20 protein-coding genes and 1 other annotated feature are annotated in these 19,072 nt (G+C 39.4%); of the genes, 6 read left to right on the top strand and 14 right to left on the bottom strand.

The features are described 5' to 3' along the window. Window positions 1–32 precede the first annotated feature (32 nt). From rpmG to ybeY, 7 genes are read right to left on the bottom strand one after another with little or no spacing between them, the layout of a single operon-like run. On the bottom strand, window positions 33–182 hold the full coding sequence (gene rpmG, locus QM887_RS05585) for a 50S ribosomal protein L33 (RefSeq protein WP_001809104.1): 150 nt from the start codon (window positions 180–182) through the stop codon (window positions 33–35). After that, window positions 182–1,381 carry a multidrug efflux MFS transporter gene (locus tag QM887_RS05580; protein WP_414270898.1) on the bottom strand — a complete coding sequence of 400 codons (1,200 nt, stop codon included), beginning with the start codon at window positions 1,379–1,381 and terminating at the stop codon, window positions 182–184. The genes rpmG and QM887_RS05580 overlap by 1 nt, the downstream gene beginning before the upstream one ends. Continuing rightward, window positions 1,368–1,973: a dephospho-CoA kinase gene (gene coaE, locus QM887_RS05575; RefSeq protein WP_414270897.1), complete on the bottom strand. Its 606-nt coding sequence runs from the start codon at window positions 1,971–1,973 to the stop codon at window positions 1,368–1,370. Before coaE ends, QM887_RS05580 begins: the two co-directional genes overlap by 14 nt. Then, a complete protein-coding gene (mutM, locus tag QM887_RS05570; protein WP_414270896.1) occupies window positions 1,973–2,797 on the bottom strand; it encodes a DNA-formamidopyrimidine glycosylase in 825 nt (274 codons plus the stop codon). The genes coaE and mutM overlap by 1 nt, the downstream gene beginning before the upstream one ends. A 48-nt stretch (window positions 2,798–2,845) precedes the next feature. Next, entirely contained in the window at window positions 2,846–3,745 is a 900-nt protein-coding gene (era, locus tag QM887_RS05565; RefSeq protein WP_000143255.1) for a GTPase Era, read from the bottom strand. A 16-nt stretch (window positions 3,746–3,761) separates the two neighbouring features. Next, window positions 3,762–4,157: a diacylglycerol kinase family protein gene (locus tag QM887_RS05560; protein WP_049503550.1), complete on the bottom strand. Its 396-nt coding sequence runs from the start codon at window positions 4,155–4,157 to the stop codon at window positions 3,762–3,764. After that, window positions 4,138–4,635 carry an rRNA maturation RNase YbeY gene (gene ybeY / locus QM887_RS05555; RefSeq protein WP_000275151.1) on the bottom strand — a complete coding sequence of 166 codons (498 nt, stop codon included), beginning with the start codon at window positions 4,633–4,635 and terminating at the stop codon, window positions 4,138–4,140. Before ybeY ends, QM887_RS05560 begins: the two co-directional genes overlap by 20 nt. 104 nt (window positions 4,636–4,739) lie before the next feature. On the opposite strand from ybeY, the gene QM887_RS05550 reads away from it, so the two are divergent. Both QM887_RS05550 and QM887_RS05545 read left to right on the top strand, forming a co-directional pair. Further along, complete coding sequence (locus QM887_RS05550; RefSeq protein ID WP_414270895.1) at window positions 4,740–6,395, top strand: NFACT family protein; 1,656 nt, start codon at window positions 4,740–4,742, stop codon at window positions 6,393–6,395. 59 nt (window positions 6,396–6,454) lie between these two features. Beyond that, window positions 6,455–7,312 carry a YitT family protein gene (locus QM887_RS05545; RefSeq protein WP_075226903.1) on the top strand — a complete coding sequence of 286 codons (858 nt, stop codon included), beginning with the start codon at window positions 6,455–6,457 and terminating at the stop codon, window positions 7,310–7,312. Window positions 7,313–7,556: 244 nt separating this feature from the next. On the opposite strand, the gene nox is transcribed toward QM887_RS05545, so the two are convergent. After that, a complete protein-coding gene (nox, locus tag QM887_RS05540) occupies window positions 7,557–8,936 on the bottom strand; it encodes a H2O-forming NADH oxidase (protein WP_414270894.1) in 1,380 nt (459 codons plus the stop codon). A 318-nt stretch (window positions 8,937–9,254) separates the two neighbouring features. Between nox and QM887_RS05535 the strand changes: the two genes are divergently transcribed. The 3 genes from QM887_RS05535 to QM887_RS05525 are packed head-to-tail and all read left to right on the top strand — an operon-like array spanning window position 9,255 to window position 12,068. Then, window positions 9,255–10,175: an FAD:protein FMN transferase gene (locus QM887_RS05535; RefSeq protein ID WP_414270893.1), complete on the top strand. Its 921-nt coding sequence runs from the start codon at window positions 9,255–9,257 to the stop codon at window positions 10,173–10,175. A 33-nt stretch (window positions 10,176–10,208) separates the two neighbouring features. After that, window positions 10,209–10,814, top strand: a complete 606-nt coding sequence (locus tag QM887_RS05530) for an NADPH-dependent FMN reductase (protein WP_075229439.1) — start codon at window positions 10,209–10,211, stop codon at window positions 10,812–10,814. 18 nt (window positions 10,815–10,832) lie between these two features. After that, on the top strand, window positions 10,833–12,068 hold the full coding sequence (locus tag QM887_RS05525) for an NAD(P)H-dependent oxidoreductase (RefSeq protein ID WP_414270892.1): 1,236 nt from the start codon (window positions 10,833–10,835) through the stop codon (window positions 12,066–12,068). 238 nt (window positions 12,069–12,306) lie between these two features. Here the strand turns inward: QM887_RS05525 and QM887_RS05520 are convergent, their stop codons facing one another. From QM887_RS05520 to rplJ, 6 genes are all read right to left on the bottom strand, one after another. Further along, a complete protein-coding gene (locus QM887_RS05520; RefSeq protein WP_414270891.1) occupies window positions 12,307–12,564 on the bottom strand; it encodes a DUF896 family protein in 258 nt (85 codons plus the stop codon). Window positions 12,565–12,593: 29 nt separating this feature from the next. Further along, the gene (glyS, locus tag QM887_RS05515) at window positions 12,594–14,630 is read right to left on the bottom strand and encodes a glycine--tRNA ligase subunit beta (protein ID WP_414270890.1); all 2,037 of its coding nucleotides are present in this window, start codon (window positions 14,628–14,630) and stop codon (window positions 12,594–12,596) included. 206 nt (window positions 14,631–14,836) lie between these two features. Next, complete coding sequence (gene glyQ / locus QM887_RS05510) at window positions 14,837–15,754, bottom strand: glycine--tRNA ligase subunit alpha (RefSeq protein WP_060955620.1); 918 nt, start codon at window positions 15,752–15,754, stop codon at window positions 14,837–14,839. A 339-nt stretch (window positions 15,755–16,093) separates the two neighbouring features. Then, a complete protein-coding gene (locus QM887_RS05505; RefSeq protein WP_414270889.1) occupies window positions 16,094–16,660 on the bottom strand; it encodes a hypothetical protein in 567 nt (188 codons plus the stop codon). 371 nt (window positions 16,661–17,031) lie between these two features. Then, a complete protein-coding gene (gene rplL, locus QM887_RS05500; RefSeq protein ID WP_075229428.1) occupies window positions 17,032–17,397 on the bottom strand; it encodes a 50S ribosomal protein L7/L12 in 366 nt (121 codons plus the stop codon). A gap of 75 nt (window positions 17,398–17,472) precedes the next feature. Continuing rightward, complete coding sequence (rplJ, locus tag QM887_RS05495; RefSeq protein WP_049503273.1) at window positions 17,473–17,973, bottom strand: 50S ribosomal protein L10; 501 nt, start codon at window positions 17,971–17,973, stop codon at window positions 17,473–17,475. Between the two features lie 38 nt (window positions 17,974–18,011). Continuing rightward, window positions 18,012–18,146 (bottom strand) — a sequence feature (ribosomal protein L10 leader region). 392 nt (window positions 18,147–18,538) lie between these two features. Between rplJ and QM887_RS05490 the strand changes: the two genes are divergently transcribed. Then, the gene (locus QM887_RS05490; RefSeq protein WP_414270888.1) at window positions 18,539–19,066 is read left to right on the top strand and encodes an ECF transporter S component; all 528 of its coding nucleotides are present in this window, start codon (window positions 18,539–18,541) and stop codon (window positions 19,064–19,066) included. Window positions 19,067–19,072 lie beyond the last annotated feature (6 nt).

The raw sequence follows: 19,072 nt of genomic DNA, 5'->3' as shown, positions 1-19,072 counted from the left end.
TCCTTAAAATCCCTATTATTCTACCATAATTTCTACTTAGATTCAAGATGTAGAGTCACTTTTCTTTCTTTTGGGCAATACTTTAAGACCTCTATCTTGTCTGGATGGGTTTTGGAGTTCTTACTGGTTAGATAATTGATGCTACCACAAGAGGAGCATTTGAGATTGATTTTTACTCGCACTAGATTTCCTTCACTTTTAATAATGTTCTAAATTGGATAAGATTAAATAAACAACTGAGAGCTACACAGGCAGCTGTTGCATAAAATACTGAATGGTAGCCGAATTGTTCCGCGACTACTGAGCCTGCCAAGGGGCCAATCACTCCTCCTAAATAAAAGAAGACTTGATTAAAGGCAAATACTCTTGAAATACCTGCTTTGGGAGTCATCCTGCTAAGGAGAGCATTGATCCCTGGAACAAGAGCTCCTGTTCCTAAACCAAAGAGAAAGCGATAAATCCCTAATTCTAGAGGTGTGGATGCATTGGCGCACAAAAGATAAATGAGAGCTGAATAAGCTTGCGCTACAATTAATAAACGATGATTACCAACTTTATCTCCCAAACGCCCCATCACACCTGAACTCATCATACTTGATAAGCCCATACTGGAAACTATTAAGCCAGATACAAAGAGGAGATTTTCCTTCTGACCTACGTCACGGATATAGAGAGCAAGAATGGGACCGACTGATTGTGCAGCAACTTGAATGACAAAACTTGTTGCAAATAAATTAAACAAGAGATATGGATACTTAACAGAAGTAAAGAGCTCTTTGGTAGGGAGTGCTTTTTCTTTCGGAACTGGTTGAAAGTCTTCCTTGATAAAAAAAATAGTTAAGATAGCAGCCAGAAATAAAAAACCACCTACCATCAAGAAAACATTGCGAATCCCAAAGACTTCTGCAATCATTCCACCAACAAAAGGGCCTGTAAGAGTCCCTGCTACGACACCAGATGAAAGAGTTCCTAAAGCATAGCCTGACTTATCCTTGGGAACTTGACTGGCAATCAAGGCTGTCGCATTGGGGACAAATCCAGTGAAAACACCATTTAATAATCGCAAGGCTAAGAGCCAATAAACATTGGGAACAAAAGCTAAACCACCCATTGTAATTGTCATGGCAAGCCCTGCTCGTATCATCATAGGTTTGCGACCATATCTGTCCGCCAGAATCCCCCAAAGAGGTGAAACACAGGCTGCAGAAATAGCCGAAACTGAGATAGCTAAACCTGAATAAAAGGTAACTTGACTTGGTTCAACCCCTAATTGCTCAACAAAGATTGGCATAAAAGGAACCACCAAAGAAATACAGGCACCTGTCAAGAAAGATCCTAACCAGGCAATACGAAGGTTGTCCTTCCAACTAATCTCTTTCAAGAGTATCGCCTCCTTGAAGTAGGCTGGCCACTTGACTCAACAGTTGCTCTCGACTCCCATTATTGTCTAAAATATGACTAGCCAATCTTTTCTTTTCTTCTAAGGGCCACTGGGAGGCCAGACGGGCTTGTGCGTCCGCTATAGTCAGATAATCTCTTTTCATTAAGCGATCCAGCTGGGTATCTCGACTTACATAAACTAGCCAAGTTTCATCAAACCAAGAAGCATATTCCTGTTCAAAGAGCAGGGGAATATCCATGAAAAATAGGTCCTCAGTCTGAGCTAACTTATCTCTCACAAAGCCCAACTCTTCACGGATAAGCTCTCCTTGAGTTTCCTTGGACCATTCTTGCTCTTCAGGATTTGAAAAAATAAGGCTCGCAAGCAAGGGACGATTCAGTTCACCATTTTCAAGAAGGATCTTTTCCCCAAAATGATCCACTAAAACCTGATAGAGTCGTCCATCAGGTTTTTGTAGTTGGTGGACGACTGCATCCGCATCTACAACTTGAAACCCTTTTTGTCTTAAAAATTCTGTGACAGTGGACTTCCCTGACGCAATACCACCAGTAATTCCGATTATTTTTCCCATCACTTTCTCCTTTGACAGTTTGGACAAAAGTGAGTTCCACGACCACCTAGTTGAATTTTTTCGATGCTGGTTCCACAACGCGAACAAGCTTGACCTGCCTTGTCGTATACTTGATGGAATTCCTGCATGGTGCCATCTTCTCCAAATGCATTGGTATAAGTTCGAATTGTTGACCCCCCCTTTTCAACCGCCTGACCTAAAACATTGATCGTTTCATCATGGACTTTTCTAGCTTCTTGTGCTGTTAAACTATTAGAGGTTCTAGAAGGATGAACTTTTGCTCTCCAGAGAACCTCATCCACATAGATATTACCCAATCCAGCAACTAGCGTCTGGTCAAGAAGATGCGATTTGATCGGTTTTTTAGATTTCTTCAAGGCACCTCTAAAAATCTCTAAGTCAAAGTCCTGTTCGGTAGGCTCTGGTCCAAGCTTTTTAGATAGAAAGTAAGCTTCTAGAAGTTCAGGAGCAAGCAATTCCATAGTCCCAAACTTGCGGACATCCTCATAGACTAAAGTCCCGCCATCCTCAAAATGAATCAACACATGAGCATGTTTGCGTTCTGGCACTTGGTCTGGGTAATAAAAATACTTGCCTTCCATTCTCAAGTGAGAGATTAAAACTTTGTCGGATAAATAGAAAAGTAAATACTTGCCACGACGTCCCATTGTTTGAATAACTTGACCAGGCATTTCCTTCTGAAATTGCTCCAAATCTGTCTTAATCATCTTAGGATAGTGAATCTCAATGTTTGAAATTTTCTTCCCTAGGATCAATTTTTCCAAACCACGTCGGACAGTCTCAACTTCTGGTAATTCAGGCATAGCTCCTCCTTCTCTAAAAACAAGAAGCAGGCTTCTGCCCACCTCTTCTTAATATTCTTTTTCGTTATAACCAAAGTCAGCCAAATCTAGCTTTTTATCTCGCCAGTTTTTCTTAACCTTGACCCAAGTCTCTAGGAAGACCTTGTCCCCTAGCATGAGTTCGATATCACGACGGGCCATAGTCCCAATTTTCTTGAGCATGGCACCACCTTTACCGATGACAATCCCTTTTTGGCTGTCACGTTCGACCATGATAGTTGCTCGGATATGAACCTTGTCTGTATCCTCGTCTCGTTTCATAGAGTCCACCACTACTGCAACTGAGTGTGGAATTTCTTCACGAGTTAAGTGTAAGACCTTTTCACGAATCATCTCAGAAACCAAGAAACGTTCTGGGTGATCGGTAATTTGGTCCGCAGGAAAATATTGGAAACCTTCCTCAAGATTTTCACTTAGAATATCGACTAGACGAGAAACGTTATTTCCTTGAAGGGCTGAAATCGGAACAATTTCCTTGAAATCCATCTGATTACGGAAATCATCAATTTGAGCCAAGAGCTGGTCTGGATGAACCTTGTCAATCTTATTGACCACCAAAATTACAGGAACTTTAGCAGCTTTAAGACGCTCAATAATCATATCATCACCCTTACCTCGAGCCTCATCTGCTGGCACCATGAAAAGTACGGTGTCCACTTCACGAAGGGTGCTATAGGCAGACTCTACCATGAAGTCTCCAAGAGCTGTCTTAGGTTTGTGAATCCCTGGTGTATCGATAAAGACGATTTGTTCCTTATCAGTGGTGTAAATCCCCATGATTTTATTGCGCGTTGTCTGCGCCTTATCACTCATGATAGCAATCTTTTGCCCCATAACGTGATTCAAAAAAGTTGACTTCCCTACATTTGGACGTCCTAAAATGGCTACAAAGCCTGATTTAAATGTCATAATTTCCTCTTACTGTTTAAAATAATAAGTCCCAAATCCGTGGGAGAAAGATAAGCGCACCTGTCAAAGCGGCAAAAAGTGAGACTACAAGCACGGCACCAGCTGCCATGTCCTTAGCTTTCTTTGCCAACATAGAAAAGTGATAGTGACTAGCCAAATCTACTACATTTTCAATAGCTGAATTAATAATCTCAAAAGCTACCACCATGAAAATGCTCATAAGTAGAAATAACCATTCGATTCGTGACACCTGAAAAACAAAACCTGCAAGAACAACTACAAGAGCTGTCGCTGCATGCTTTCTCATATTACGTTCTTCCTCAATTGCAGTCAAAATCCCTGTAATGGCAAATTCTAAACTGGATATTAGGTCACGATTTTTCCATTTTCGTTTATTGTCTTGTGAGTCCATAGGCTGTCAAAATTTCTTCTTGTAAACCGAACATCTCCGCTTCTTCTTCGGGAGTGTAGTGATCATAGCCGTTAATGTGTAAAAAGCCGTGCACTGCCAAGAAGCCCATCTCACGCTCAAAACTATGACCGTACTCCTCAGCCTGCTCATGTGCCTTGTCAATGGAAATGAAAAGCTCACCAATGTAGGCGTCAAATTCTGACATCATTTCTGCCAAGTCAGGATCATTTTCCAGATCTTCCTCATCAAAGGCAATCTCTATCTCTGGTTTATATTCAAGACTGATGACATCTGTTGGACGATCGGTATCACGATACTCCAAATTGAGCTCATGACTACGCTCGTTTGTCACAAAAGTGACTGCCATCTCCTTGTCTTCTTTCCCTAACTTTTTAGCAGCAAACTCTAAAATCTCTTGAGTTTGTTGTAGAATTTCCTTTGAAACTTGACCCGTTTCATCTACCATTTCAATATACATGTATTTCTCGATTCTCTTTACTTGGCTTTATTATATCACATTTCTATGATTTTATTCTACCTTTTTGATATAATACTATGGAATACATTCACGAGGAGAGAACCATGTCATTTGATGGATTTTTTTTACACCACATGGTTGAGGAATTGCGGACTGAACTACTTAACGGACGCATCCAAAAGATTAATCAACCCTTTGACCAAGAATTGGTCCTGCAAATCCGTAGCAATCGTAAAAGTCATCGTTTGCTCCTGTCTGCCCACCCAGTTTTTGGTCGCATCCAGTTAACAGAGTCAACCTTTGAAAATCCTGCTCAGCCATCTACTTTTATTATGGTATTAAGAAAGTACCTTCAAGGAGCGGTTATTGAATCTATCGAACAAATCGAAAATGATCGTATCGTAGAGATCACAGTTTCCAATAAAAACGAGATTGGGGACCATATCCAGGCCACTCTCATCATCGAGATTATGGGAAAACACAGTAATATTCTACTTGTAGATAAGTCTAGCCACAAAATTCTTGAAGTTATCAAGCATATCGGTTTCTCTCAAAATAGCTACCGTACCTTATTACCAGGTTCTACTTATATCGCTCCTCCAAGTACAGAGGCTCACAATCCTTTTACCATCAAGGATGAAAAATTGTTTGAGATTCTACAAACTCAAGAATTGACAGCTAAAAACCTTCAAAAGCTTTTTCAAGGTTTAGGTCGTGATACAGCATACGAATTGGAAAAATTATTAACGAATGATAAACTAACCAATTTCCGAAGCTTTTTTAAGCAAGAAACCAAACCTTGCTTAACAGACAAGTCTTTCTCTTGTGTGCCTTTTTCTAGCAAAACAACGGAGTATTTTGACAACCTTTCTCAATTACTTGATGTCTATTACAAGGATAAGGCAGAGCGTGATCGAGTTAAGCAACAAGCTAGCGAACTCATTCGCCGAGTTGAAAATGAGCTACAAAAAAATCGTCAAAAACTAAAGAAACAAGAAAAAGAACTTCAAGCTACTGAAAATGCAGAGGAATTTCGTCAAAAAGGTGAATTGCTAACGACTTTTCTTCATCAAGTTCCCAATGACCAAGATCAGGTCATTTTGGACAACTACTACACAAATCAACCTATCACGATTGCACTTGATAAAGCTTTAACACCAAACCAAAATGCTCAACGTTACTTCAAGCGTTATCAGAAATTAAAAGAAGCTGTTAAATACTTGACTGAACTAATCGAAGAAACCAAGGCTACTATTCGTTACCTAGAAAGTGTAGAGACAGTTCTCAACCAGGCTGGACTAGATGAAATTGCTGAAATTCGTGAAGAATTGATCCAAACAGGATTTATCCGCAGAAGACAACGTGAGAAAATCCAGAAACGACAAAAACCTGAAAAATATCTTGCAAGCGACGGAAAAACCATTATCCTAGTTGGTCGTAACAACCTTCAAAACGACGAGTTAACCTTTAAAATGGCTCGTAAAGAAGAACTCTGGTTCCATGCTAAGGACATCCCTGGAAGTCACGTTGTTATCACTGCCAATCTCAATCCTACTGACGAAGTTAAGACAGATGCGGCAGAGCTAGCTGCCTACTTTTCAAAAGGCCGTCTCTCCAACCTCGTTCAGGTAGATATGATTGAAGTCAAAAAACTCAATAAGCCCACAGGTGGTAAACCAGGATTTGTGACTTATACTGGACAAAAGACTCTCCGTGTCACACCCGACCCTGAGAAAATTCAATCCATGAAAGTAAAATAAGGACTTTTAACCTGAAGGCTGTCAACATTTTAGATTTTTAAAAAAAGGAGGTAAGCTCAATGCTACGGCATATCAAGTCTATTTTAACCATTATATTCGGAGCTGCCATCTATGCCTTCGGACTCACGTATTTCGTTGTGCCCCACCACTTATTCGAGGGGGGAGCAACTGGGATCACCTTGATTACGTATTATCTCTTTAACATTCCCATCTCTTTGATGAACCTCTTAATCAATATCCCGCTCTTTATTCTAGCCTGGAAAATATTTGGTTCAAAGACTCTGTACACAAGTTTGCTCGGAACCATTTCCTTATCCATTTGGTTAGCAATCTTTGAAAAGATTCCTCTCCACTTTAATCTTGAAGGAGATTTGGTTATCGTTGCCTTGGTTGCGGGTGTTCTTTTGGGACTTGGTCTAGGTGTTATCTTCAATGCTGGTGGTACCACTGGTGGAACAGATATCGTCGCTCGAATTCTCAACAAGTACACCAATATCTCCGTTGGAAAATTACTCTTTGCACTAGACTTCCTTATCCTAATGCTCATTTTAATTATTTTCCAAGACCTTCGTCTCGTAACCTACACACTTCTATTTGACTTCATCGTCTCTAGAGTTATCGACTTGATTGGTGAAGGTGGATATGCTGGTAAAGGATTTATGATCATCACCCAAAAGCCTATGGAGTTAGCTGATAAAATCAATGAAGAGCTCGGTAGAGGTGTCACCTTCATTTCTGGGCAAGGCTACTACAGTCAAAAAGATTTAAAAATTATTTACTGTATCGTAGCAAGAAATGAAATGATTAAGATGAAAGAAATGATACATACCGTGGATCCGATGGCCTTTATTACCATCACTGAAGCACACGAAATTTTAGGAGAAGGGTTCACCTTCGTAAAAGAAGAAACTTCATGACATCTAGATATCAAAAATGAGGCTGGGACAAAAGTCCTAGCCTCTCAATTGTCTTTGGATTGTCGAGCAAGACGCAGTGGTTGAGTGGGCTCTACTTCGCTGATTTCATCAGCTTTTACAGCCCTACTCAACTGTGCGGAGGTGGGACGACGAAATCGAATTCTAACGAATTACCGATTTCTGTCCCACTCTCATTTTTTTGATGATAAAAACGGAAGAATTAAATCTTCCGTTTCACAAATCATTATTTTTCAGCTGTCAATGCTGCCATAGTGATGTAGTTGTATGGTTTATTGAAGTGTGGCAAGAAGAATAGGTCTGTCAAGGCCAATTTATCAATTGTAACATGTTCTTGGATAGCCAATGAGAACATGTGGATTCCCATGCTGATTGCTGAATCACGAGATACCATTTGAGCACCAAGGATTTCACGGCTGTCTTTATCAAAGACGATCTTGATAGCTACTTCATAGTTGTCATGCTTCATAAATTCTGGTTTTTGAAGATCGTTGAAGCCAGTTTCAGTTGCATTGTAACCTGCAGCTTTTGCTTTTTCAAGTGTCAAACCAGTTGAAACCATGTGAAGACCATAGATTGAGATACCATTTGATCCTTGAACACCGATTCCTTCAAGTTCATGTCCACAAGCATTGTATGCACCTACGATACCAGTACGTACAGCATTTGATGCAAGAGCGATGTAGCTAGTGTCTTTACGAGCATTGTCATAAACAGTCGCACAGTCACCCACAGCGAATACTCCTGGAAGTGATGTTTCTTGTTTCTTGTCTACAAGGAAGGCACCGTTGCGGAAAAGTTCAATCTTGCCATCAGCAAGAGCTGTGTTAGGACGGAAACCAACTGCAAGAACAACCATGTCAACATCGAATGTTTCTTTGTCAGTGATCAAGCGTTCAACTTTACCGTCACCTTCGATAGCTTTAACAGTTTGTCCAAGTGCCAAACGGATGTTGTGGTCTTCCAAGTTTTTAGCCATCATTTGTGTGAAGTCTTTGTCATAGTATCCGTTCAATACAGTGTCAACGATATCAACAAGGACAACTTCTTTTCCAAGACGTTCGAAAGCTTCAGCAAGCTCAACACCGATGTAGCCACCACCTACAACAGCGATACGCTCAAGGTGTTTGCTCTTGTCAGCAAGTTTGTTGATAACTTCTTCTGCGTTTTGGTACAATTTAACGAATTGTACGTTTTCAAGAGTTGCTTTGAACTCACGGTTACCTTTAACGATTTCAACGCCTTCGATCGGTGGCAAGATTGGAGTTGAACCAGTAGCAAAAATCAATTTTTCATATGATTCTTTGTGCTCTTTACCGTCAACTTCTGCAGTAACAACTTTATTATCATAGTCAATTGAAAGAACTGGTGAGTTCATATAAACTTTAGCACCTTTTGCTTCCAATTTTTCTTTATCAGAGTAGAACAATCCTTCAGCGCCGTCGATTTGTTCACCAATCCAAAGAGCCATTCCACATCCAAGGAATGAAATGTTTGAGTTTTGGTCAAATACAACGATTTCGTTTTCGTTTCCAAAGTTGTCCAACATAGTGTTGATACATGCAGTTCCAGCGTGGTTAGCTCCCACGACTACGATTTTACTCATAAGATAAATCCTACCTTTATTTTTTTATTTACCCCTCAAGTATACCATTATCTGTGAACGTTTTCAAGACTTTTGACCAGTTTGATGTTATTTAAGAAAGTTTTTGAAAGATATATCAATTTGTTTTCAAAGAATCCTCATTGATGTGGAGGTGTTTTTAATTTTTTAAGCATATTTCTTGACTTTTTGTAAAAAATAAATTGTGAAAACGCTGACTTTATGATATTCTATTTATATGGAAATAAATTATAAATTTTAAATTTCTTATTAATTCAAGATTTGTAGCTATTTCCGAGTGATTCGAAGGGAGTTGATTCTTTGCCTCTTAGTTCATCATCTGAGCGATTAATGGGAACTACGATTACTATTTCCTTAGTACATGAACAAGCCGATAATCTTCTCCGTCAAGCTTTTGATTTGCTCAAGGAACTTGAATTCCGCTTCAATGCCAACAGTTCTAAATCGGAATTGATGGAAATCAACCATCGAGCTGGAATTGCTCCAGTCAAGGTTCATCCTGATTTATTTGAACTGATTTCCTTTGGTTTAGACCATAGTCTAGCACCTGGAAGTCATCTCAATATTAGTATCGGCCCCTTGGTTCAAACCTGGCGTATTGGTTTTTCCGATGCGAAAGTTGCTAGTCCTGAAGAAATTGCTTCCGTTTTACCATTGATAGACCCTCGCTTAATCAAACTCGATTCAATGAATTCAACTGTTTTCCTTGAAAAAAAGGGAATGAAAATTGATTTGGGTTGTTTAGCAAAAGGGTACAGTGCAGATAAGGTTGCAGCTTTCTTAAAAGAAAACGGCGTCACTTCTGCTCTTATCAATCTTGGAGGAAACATCCTCACAATTGGGACCAACCAATCAAAAGATGGACATCCGTGGCAAATCGGCATTCAAGATCCAAATAATCCACGCGGTAATCACCTGATGACCTTGTCTATTACTGGAAAATCAGTTGTTACATCTGGTATTTATGAACGGCATCTTGAAATCAATGGCAAGGATTATCATCACATTCTCGATAGTGAAACAGGCTATCCTATTGAAACGGATTTAGCTAGTTTGACCATTATATCAAATCGATCTGTCGACGGCGAGATATGGACTACACGATTGTTTGGCCAACGTAGCGCATCAATCATGTGGCAAGTCGAAAATATTGATGGTATCGAAGCCATCCTCATTGACAAAGATGGACGCATCGCTTGTTCATCTGGTATCCAACGGTAATTAATTAATAATGCAAAAGAGAAAGGAAAGCCCATGCTTAAACTTATTGCTATTGTAGGAACCAACTCTAAACGTTCCACAAACCGCCAACTGCTACAATATATGCAAAAACACTTTGCTGATAAAGCAGAAATCGAATTGGTCGAAATTAAAGATCTTCCAGTTTTCAACAAACCAGCCGACAAACAAATCCCGGCTGAGGCTATGGAAATCGTAGCTAAAATCGAAGCAGCTGATGGTGTTATTATCGGTACTCCAGAATATGACCACTCAATTCCAGCTGTACTTATGAGCGCCCTTGCTTGGATTTCTTACGGAGTATTCCCACTTTTAAATAAACCAGTCATGATTACTGGTGCTTCATATGGTACTCTTGGTTCTTCACGTGCTCAATTGCAACTTCGTCAAATTTTGAATGCGCCAGAGATTAAAGCGACAGTTCTACCTGACGAATTCTTGCTTTCTCATTCTCTTCAAGCATTTGATAAGAATGGTGACTTGGTAGATCTTGATGTTATTAATAAATTAGATGCCATCTTTGATGACTTCCGTATCTTTGTCAAGATTACTGAAAAATTGCGTAGCGCGCAGGAATTGCTTCGCAAAGATGCAGAAGAATTTGACTGGGAAAACTTGTAAGATAGGAGACAAAATAGAATGAAATTTGTTGGACTTGTTGGATCAAACTACGATCAATCATATAACCGCAAACTCTTGGAATTCATCCGCCGTCAGTTTAAAATTAAATTTGAACTAGAGGTTTTGGAAATCGATGAAGTTCCAATGTTTAACCAAGATGAAAAATGGGATGAAAGCTTCCAATTACGTCTTCTTTACAACAAAATCACTCGTGCTGATGGTGTCATTATTGCTACTCCAGAGCACAACCACACTATTTCTGCTTCACTTAAGTCAGTCCTTGAATGGCTTTCATACGAAGTTCATCCATTCGAAAACAAACCAGTTATGATCGTTGGTGCTTCATACTATGACCAAGGAACTTCACGTGCCCAAGTTCACCTTCGCAAGATCCTTGACGCACCAGGAGTGAATGCCTACACATTGCCTGGTAATGAATTCCTTCTTGGAAAAGCTAAAGAAGCTTTTGATGCTAACGGAGATATTATTAACGAAGGAACTGTTAAATTCCTTGAAACTTGCTTAGATAACTTTGTCAAATACGTAGGAGTCGTTTCTAAATTGAAAAAACCAAAACCAATTGAACCAGAAGACTTGGATTGTGGAAAACCAATCGCTACAACTATTACAGAAGTTGATCCTGACGATCCAAACTGGGTAGAAAAAGTTGCAGAAATCACAGGTGCTGTTTCAGGTGATACATACGTTAAACTTGACCATGGTATCCTTACAGTTAACCAAATTGATATGTTCTTGAAAGCTATGCCATTTGAATTGACATATGCTGACGATAACAACCAATTCCTCTACTACAACAATGCTCACCAAGATCCTGATACGATGTTTGCTAAACGTGTACCATCTCAATCTGGTAGCCGTATGTCAACAGTTCATGGATCACTTCCACCAGCACGTATGAAAAACGTTGAGTGGGTTATTGGTACGCTTCGCAATGGCAACCAAGAATACGTACGTACAATTGTTCCAGGTTCACCTGCAGGTGTTATCAATACTCACAACTACCAAGCTATGTACTATCCTGATGGATCATATGCTGGTATCAATGAAATTGTCTTTAACTTCCAACCATGGCTTGACTGGTACTTGAAAGAAACTGGTCAACGTTTGGTAGGAGGAAGCGGTCCGTTTGCTCCTGCTGGAGGCCACGGTGACGCAGATGCTACTTCTGGTGCTTCTGACTCAGCTGACGGAGGCCATGGAGATGCGGATGCTACTTCTGGGGCAAGTAACTAGTTATCAAGAGGCTGGGACAAAAGTCCTAGCCTCTAAATTGTCTTTGGATTGTCGAGCAAGACGCAGTAGTTGAATAGGCTCTACTACGCTGATTTCATCAGCTTTTACAGCCCTACTCAACTGTGCGGAGGTGGGACGACGAAATCGAATTCTAACGAATTACCGATTTCTGTCCCACTCTCTTTTTAAAACAAAAACTCGGTTAGCTTTCACTGACCGAGTTTTCTATATCTCAAAATTATGAATTTGGATCGTCAAGGCTTCGTCCATGCAAGCCTTTTTCACGTTGCACTTGGCGAAGTTTTTCAGGAGTTACGTCATTCCCTTCCTCATCCACAATTTTGATTCCTTCAATGTGGTGACGAACAGAACGACGATAGCCTTCGATGTACTCTTCACGAAGTTTGGCTTGTTCTACTTTTTCTTCAGCAGTCAAACCTTCTGTTTTTTTCTTTTTAGCAAGCTCGTTAATTCGAGCGATTTTTTCTGGTGTCATATTTGAACCTCCAATCTAGTTTTTAATTTCTATTTTGTATTAAGAAGATTAAAAGCAGCCACTGTTTTTGCTTTATTCACAAGTTCAGCAAGAATAGCCAAACGATTATTCTTAACATCGACATCCTCCGCCATAACCATGGTATTGTCAAAGAATGCATCAATAACTGGACTAAGAGCAAATAGTTGTCTTAATTTATCGTTAGCTGATCCTTTCAATTCAAGTTTTTCTACTGCTTGAGCAAGTTCTTTTTCTTCTTCATTTTCAAAGAGACTGGCATCAACTTTAACTGAACCTTCTGCCTTTTCTGCTAGGTTAAAGGCACGAGATAGAGACTCAACTGATGATTTGTAATCTTCAGTTTTTGCAGCTTCAGTTAAAGCTTCTGCAGCTTCAATCATATCAGAAACAACAAAGTTTGAGCTTGCTAGAACAGCTTCCTTAATATCTTTTGCTGTAGAACCCATCATCTTATCAACACGAGCTTTGATGAAGTTAAGCACTTCTTCTTGGTTATCGTAAGTTAAACTATCAAACGATAAGGCATAAAGGCTCGCAATCAACTCGTCCATTGGAATATTCCAACTAAATTCTTCTAAGATACGAACAATCCCTTGTGTTGCACGACGAAGGGCATAAGGGTCGTTTGAACCAGATGGAATCAAGCCAACAGAGAAGAAGGACAAAAGAGTATCCAATTTATCAGCTAGTGCAAGGATTGCTCCGACTTTAGACTCAGGAAGAGCTCCGTCAGCAGAATCTGGAAGGTAGTGTTCACGAATAGCTTGTGCCACTGCTGCATTCTCACCAGCGAGAAGAGCATATTTCTCACCCATGATTCCTTGAAGCTCATCAAATTCACCAACCATACCAGTTAAGAGGTCAAACTTATAAATAGCTGCAGCACGAGCAAGGTCAACAGTTTCATCAACTGATAAACCTGCTTTTTCTGCTAAAAGGATAGCAATTTGCCCAGTACGAATCATGTGTTCACGTAATGAACCAATCTTTTCATGGAAGGTTACGTGTGATAATTTAGCTACAAGATCTTCAATTTTCAATTTTTGGTCTTCACGCCAGAAAAATTCACCATCTTCAAGACGCGCAACTAAGACTTTCTCATTTCCTCGGACGACATTATCCAAATACTCTGCATTTCCGTTACGAACAGAAATAAAGTTTGGTTTTAGATTTCCATCAAGGTCACGAACTACAAAGTAGCGTTGATGAGTCTCCATTGAAGTGACCAAAACTTCTTCTGGAACCTCTAGGTACTTAGGATCAAAATTCCCCATGAAGGCAGTTGGGTATTCAACCAAATTCAGAACTTCATTCAAGAGTCCTTCATCAATTTGTACCTGAACACCTTCTTCAGCTTCAATAGCCTTAATTTGCTCACGAATCATATTTTCGCGTTCAGTGCTATCAGCAATAACATAAACTTTGCGCAGGTCTTCTTCATAGCTGTCAGCATGCTGAATTTCTACTTCGTGGCCAAGGAAACGATGTCCACGGCTAACTCTTCCTGAATGAATATCTAGGAAATCCATATCAAGTGCCGCATCATCCAAAAGAACTGTCAATGTATGGACTGGACGGATATATTCAAAGGTATTGTTTGCCCAATGCATACTTACTGGGAAGCTTAAACTAGCCAATAATTCTGGAATTCCAGCCAAAACTTCCTCAGCTGGTTTTCCAGCTTCATGCTTAGTTACGTAGACATATTCTTCACCTTTGATTTCACGGAATTCAATGTCATCTACAGTCAAGCCTTTTCCACGGACAAAACCTTGTGCTGCTTTAGAAAAGTTTCCTTCTGCATCCAAAGCAATTTTCTTAGAAGGTCCTTTAAAATCTTCAGTCAAATCAGTCTGTTGGTCTGCTAAACCAAGTACGCGAACAGCCAAACGACGTGGAGTTGAGAAGGTTTGAATTCCTTCGTATGAAAGACGGTTATTATCCAAGAAGGCTGCCATTTTTTCGCCTAGTTGTTTTTCACTTGGTGTGACAACGTAGGCAGGTAACTCTTCGAGTCCTAGTTCTACTAATAAGTTTTTTGTCATGTTTTTTCTCCGAAAAATATCTTTTTTTCCAGTTTGCCTTATGTGATTGGCACGCAAGCAACCGACTGCGTCGTTTCATTGCTAAAATTGGAGCCTAAGGTCTCCAATTTTGCCTGGTATCGTTAGTTTCTCTAACGATACCTCTATCACGGCGGCAACTGGTCCTGTAGGATTGCTCTATCAACCAATCCTATCTAATACACTCTTTATTCTTCCTCTTCTGCTAGGAGTTTTGCGCGTGTGGCTTCGTCTAGCAGTGGGTAACCGAGTTTCTTACGTTCTGCTACGAATGTTTTAGCTACGACACGGGCTAAGTTACGGATACGAGCGATATAACCAGCACGTTCTGTAACTGAAACTGCTCCACGAGCATCAAGCAAGTTGAATGTATGTGAACATTTCAAAACGTAGTCGTAGGCTGGATGCACAAGACCTAGTTCTAATGCACGTCCAGCTTCTTTTTCAAATTTTTCGAAGTTTTCAAGAAGCATGTCTTGATCTGAAACTTCAAAGCTGTATTTTGAATGCTCGTATTCAGGTTGAAGGAAAATTTCTCCGTATTTAACACCAGGAGCCCACTCAATATCGTAAACTGAGTCTACTTCTTGGATATAAGAAGCCAAACGTTCCAAACCATAAGTTACCTCAGCAGTTACAGGCCCTGTTGCCAATCCACCTACTTGTTGGAAGTAAGTGAACTGAGTGATTTCCATACCGTCAAGCCAAACTTCCCATCCAAGACCAGCGGAACCAGTTGATGGGTTTTCCCAGTTATCTTCAACGAAACGAATATCGTGTTCCAAAGGATTGATTCCCAATTTCTCCAAAGACTCAAGGTAAAGCTCCTGGATATTTGCTGGAGAAGGTTTCATAACCACTTGGAATTGGTGGTGTTGGTAGAGACGGTTTGGATTTTCCCCGTAACGACCGTCCGCTGGACGACGAGAAGGCTCAACATAAGCTGCATTCCATGGTTCAGGACCAATGGCACGAAGGAAAGTGTAAGGACTCATGGTTCCTGCACCCTTTTCATTATCATAAGCCTGCATGAGCATACAACCCTGGTCGTTCCAGTATTGTTGCAAAGTCAAGATAATCTCTTGGAAGGTTAGTTTTTTAGACATTATTAACTCCTTTTTCATCTAATTTCTTGCGACTCAGAATGCAAAAAGAACCGTGTCTTTCCCCCTAAGTCAAGTGACCTAGGGGCGTCAAAAACGCGGTTCCACCCTAATTTATTACTTCATTATTTTTAATAAAATTAACCAAAAGCGCCACACTTATCTCTCAATCACCTGACTCTCACTATCTCAGGCTCGCTTAAGATTTACCAATAAGATATTCTTTCTTGTCGTCTATTATATCAAAAAGTAATTAAGAAGTAAAATTTTTTATAAGGAATCTTTACTAAAACATTTAAAATTGCACAAGGTATTGTTTAAGAAATATGCTAAAAACCTCAATCAAAACGATCGAGGTTTTTTTGAAGCTTCATCTTCTATCAAAACTTCTTCTTCCATAACATTTTTTATTTTTTTGCCCAAAGATAATAACGTTTCTACATCAGAGGGTTTGCTTGTCCCGAGAGGATTCCAAGTAGAAGATGATAAATTTTCATATTCCTTAGACCGAACTCGAAATTTAATGTTATCCCCCTTGGTGTCTATGTCTACATTTAAGGCTCTCGCCCCCAGTTTAGGCTCCTTATTTTTTATCCTACAGAAAATAACTTCTCCTGATACAATCTCCTTTCCATCACACCGAATCCTAATATTTCTTCCAGATAATTCTACGACAAAATTCTTCACTAGACTACCTTGTATTTTTTTAATTAAAAGAAAACTAATACCAAAAAATACTAATACTATCGTATAAAGAAAAAGAGGTTGTGATTTAAAAAAATCATTCAGTTTTAAATAGAATGTAGCCAACTGTATTCCCAATACAGGAAGCATGAGGAACATGGGAAAAAGGATACCAATTATTATATCTGATTTTGCTGTTGTCGCTGTAAATTCATATCTTTCCATCAATATCACCTTTATAACATTTCCTTTTTATAGGACATTAATCCCATACTAAGACGGATGCATCAGGGAGTTCAATCTCCCTTTCCCCTAGCAAAGATAAATTTTGAACTACTCTAAGGATATTGTACCACTATTTCTGCAAAAAATACCTTAGCAAACATAATCTCCTTCCACAGATACATCATCGCTTTATCGAGCGTTGGAGTTTGATTGACATGGTTCTCTAATCAAACTCCAGAACTTTATGATGAAAATCTTATGGAACAACTGGAGACACTTTATAAATTTTCTCTTTTCAATTATAAAGAATACCGCTACTCCAAAGAATAGCGGTTTAATCATGTTTTTAAGCTACAAATGTAGTCGCTCTATTATTTAAGAGTAACTGAAGCTCCAGCTTCTTCCAATTTAGCTTTAAGTTCTTCAGCTTCTGCTGCTGCAACACCTTCTTTAACAAGTGCTGGTGCACCATCAACAAGTTCTTTAGCTTCTTTAAGACCAAGACCAGTGATTTCACGTACAACTTTGATAACGCCGACTTTTTTGTCGCCTGCTGCTGTCAATTCAACGTCAAATGAATCTTTAGCAGCTTCTTCAGCACCACCAGCAGCAGCTACAGCTACAGGAGCAGCTGCAGTTACACCAAATTCTTCTTCGATAGCTTTTACAAGGTCGTTCAATTCAAGGATTGAAGCTTCTTTAATTTCAGCAATAATGTTTTCAATGTTCAATGCCATTGTTATTTCCTCCAAATAAGTTTTAAAATTAGTTTTTATTTTTTTCGTAGCTAGGCTACGCTGCGTAGCTTAAGATTAAGCTGCGTCTTCTTTGCTTTCTGCAACCGCTTTGACTGCAAGAGCAACGTTGCGCACTGGCGCTTGAAGTACAGAAAGGAGCATAGAAAGAAGTCCTTCGCGGTTTGGAAGAGTTGCAAGAGCAACGATTTCTTCTTTTGATGCGACAGCGCCTTCGATTGCACCACCCTTGATTTCAAGTGCGTCAGCAGTTTTAGCAAAATCGTTCAAGATTTTCGCTGGTGCGATAACATCTTCGTTAGAAAATGCTACAGCAGATGGTCCAACAAAAACAGATGCCAATTCTCCAAGTCCAGCTTGTTCAGCTGCACGACGTAAGATTGAGTTTTTGATAACTTTATACTCAACTTCGCTTCCACGAAGCTCACGACGAAGAACTGTATCTTGTTCAACTGTCAAACCACGAGCGTCTACAACGACGATTGATGCAGCAGCTTTCATTTTCTCAGCTACTACGTCAACTAGTTCCGCTTTTTTAGCAATAATTGCTTCACTCATTAGTGTGTTCACCTCCGTAATTATTTTGCTTGGGGAATTTTTCCAAAAGAAAAACGCGCCCAAACCTAGACACGAAAGTACAATACGCTTCTTTTACATGATACGTTTTGTCCTCGGTAGGATATTTATGAGTCAAGCTCCCCTACTGTCTTAGGCAGTTTTTTCAAACCGTTTATAAGTATAGCACATTGTAAATGATAAAGCAAGAGTTTTTTGCTTATTTTTTAAAAATTTCTTTTCTTTTTATTTCCCTATATAGAAAATTCTAAGTGTTTTAATCTAGATTCCTTAGAGTTGACACCTCATTTTTTAAAATCATGTATAAAATGATCCACAGACGGATCTCAATCTCAAAGCTAGAGCTCAAGAAAATAACTACTTTTAGTTAATTGAATACCTATCCAAAATTTTGTTAAGATTTCCTAGAAAACCAATCCTTACAGACTTCTCATAGATTCTTTACCATACTTTAACTGAACTTTTCTTTTAATGTAATTTTACCCCTTGACTTGATCAAAAATTTATTGTACTATACATCTGTATATACAGATAAAAAGGAGTTATTATGAACCCACAAAAGAAAACACAATTTATGACTTTTACAGCTATACTGACGGCTATCGCTATTTTGATTCCTTTGGTCATGCCCTTTAAAATTGTCATTCCTCCCGCTTCCTACACTCTAGGAAGTCACGTTGCTATCTTTATCGCTATGTTTCTCTCACCTTGGATGGCAATTTTTGTCATTATAGCTTCTAGTTTAGGATTTCTCATGGCTGGGTACCCCATTGTCATCGTACTTCGTGCCTTCTCTCACATCTTCTTTGGAAGTCTAGGTGCTTTCTATCTCCAAAAATATCCTCAAACCTTGGATAATAAGAAATCTTCTTTGCTTTTTAACTTTGTACTTGGCTTGGTTCACGCTATTGCTGAGGTCTTGGCTTGTATGATTTTTTATGCTAGCACCGGAACCGACCTAAAAAATATGTTCTATGTCTTATTTGTATTGGTTGGATTTGGTACTATTATCCATAGTATGGTAGACTATTACTTAGCACTAGCTGTTTATAAAGCATTGAGAAAACGCCGTTAAGCGTTA

Source organism: Streptococcus infantis, from assembly GCF_047460875.1.
GTDB lineage: Bacteria > Bacillota > Bacilli > Lactobacillales > Streptococcaceae > Streptococcus > Streptococcus infantis_AA.
This window is presented reverse-complemented; position numbering and strand designations above follow the sequence as displayed.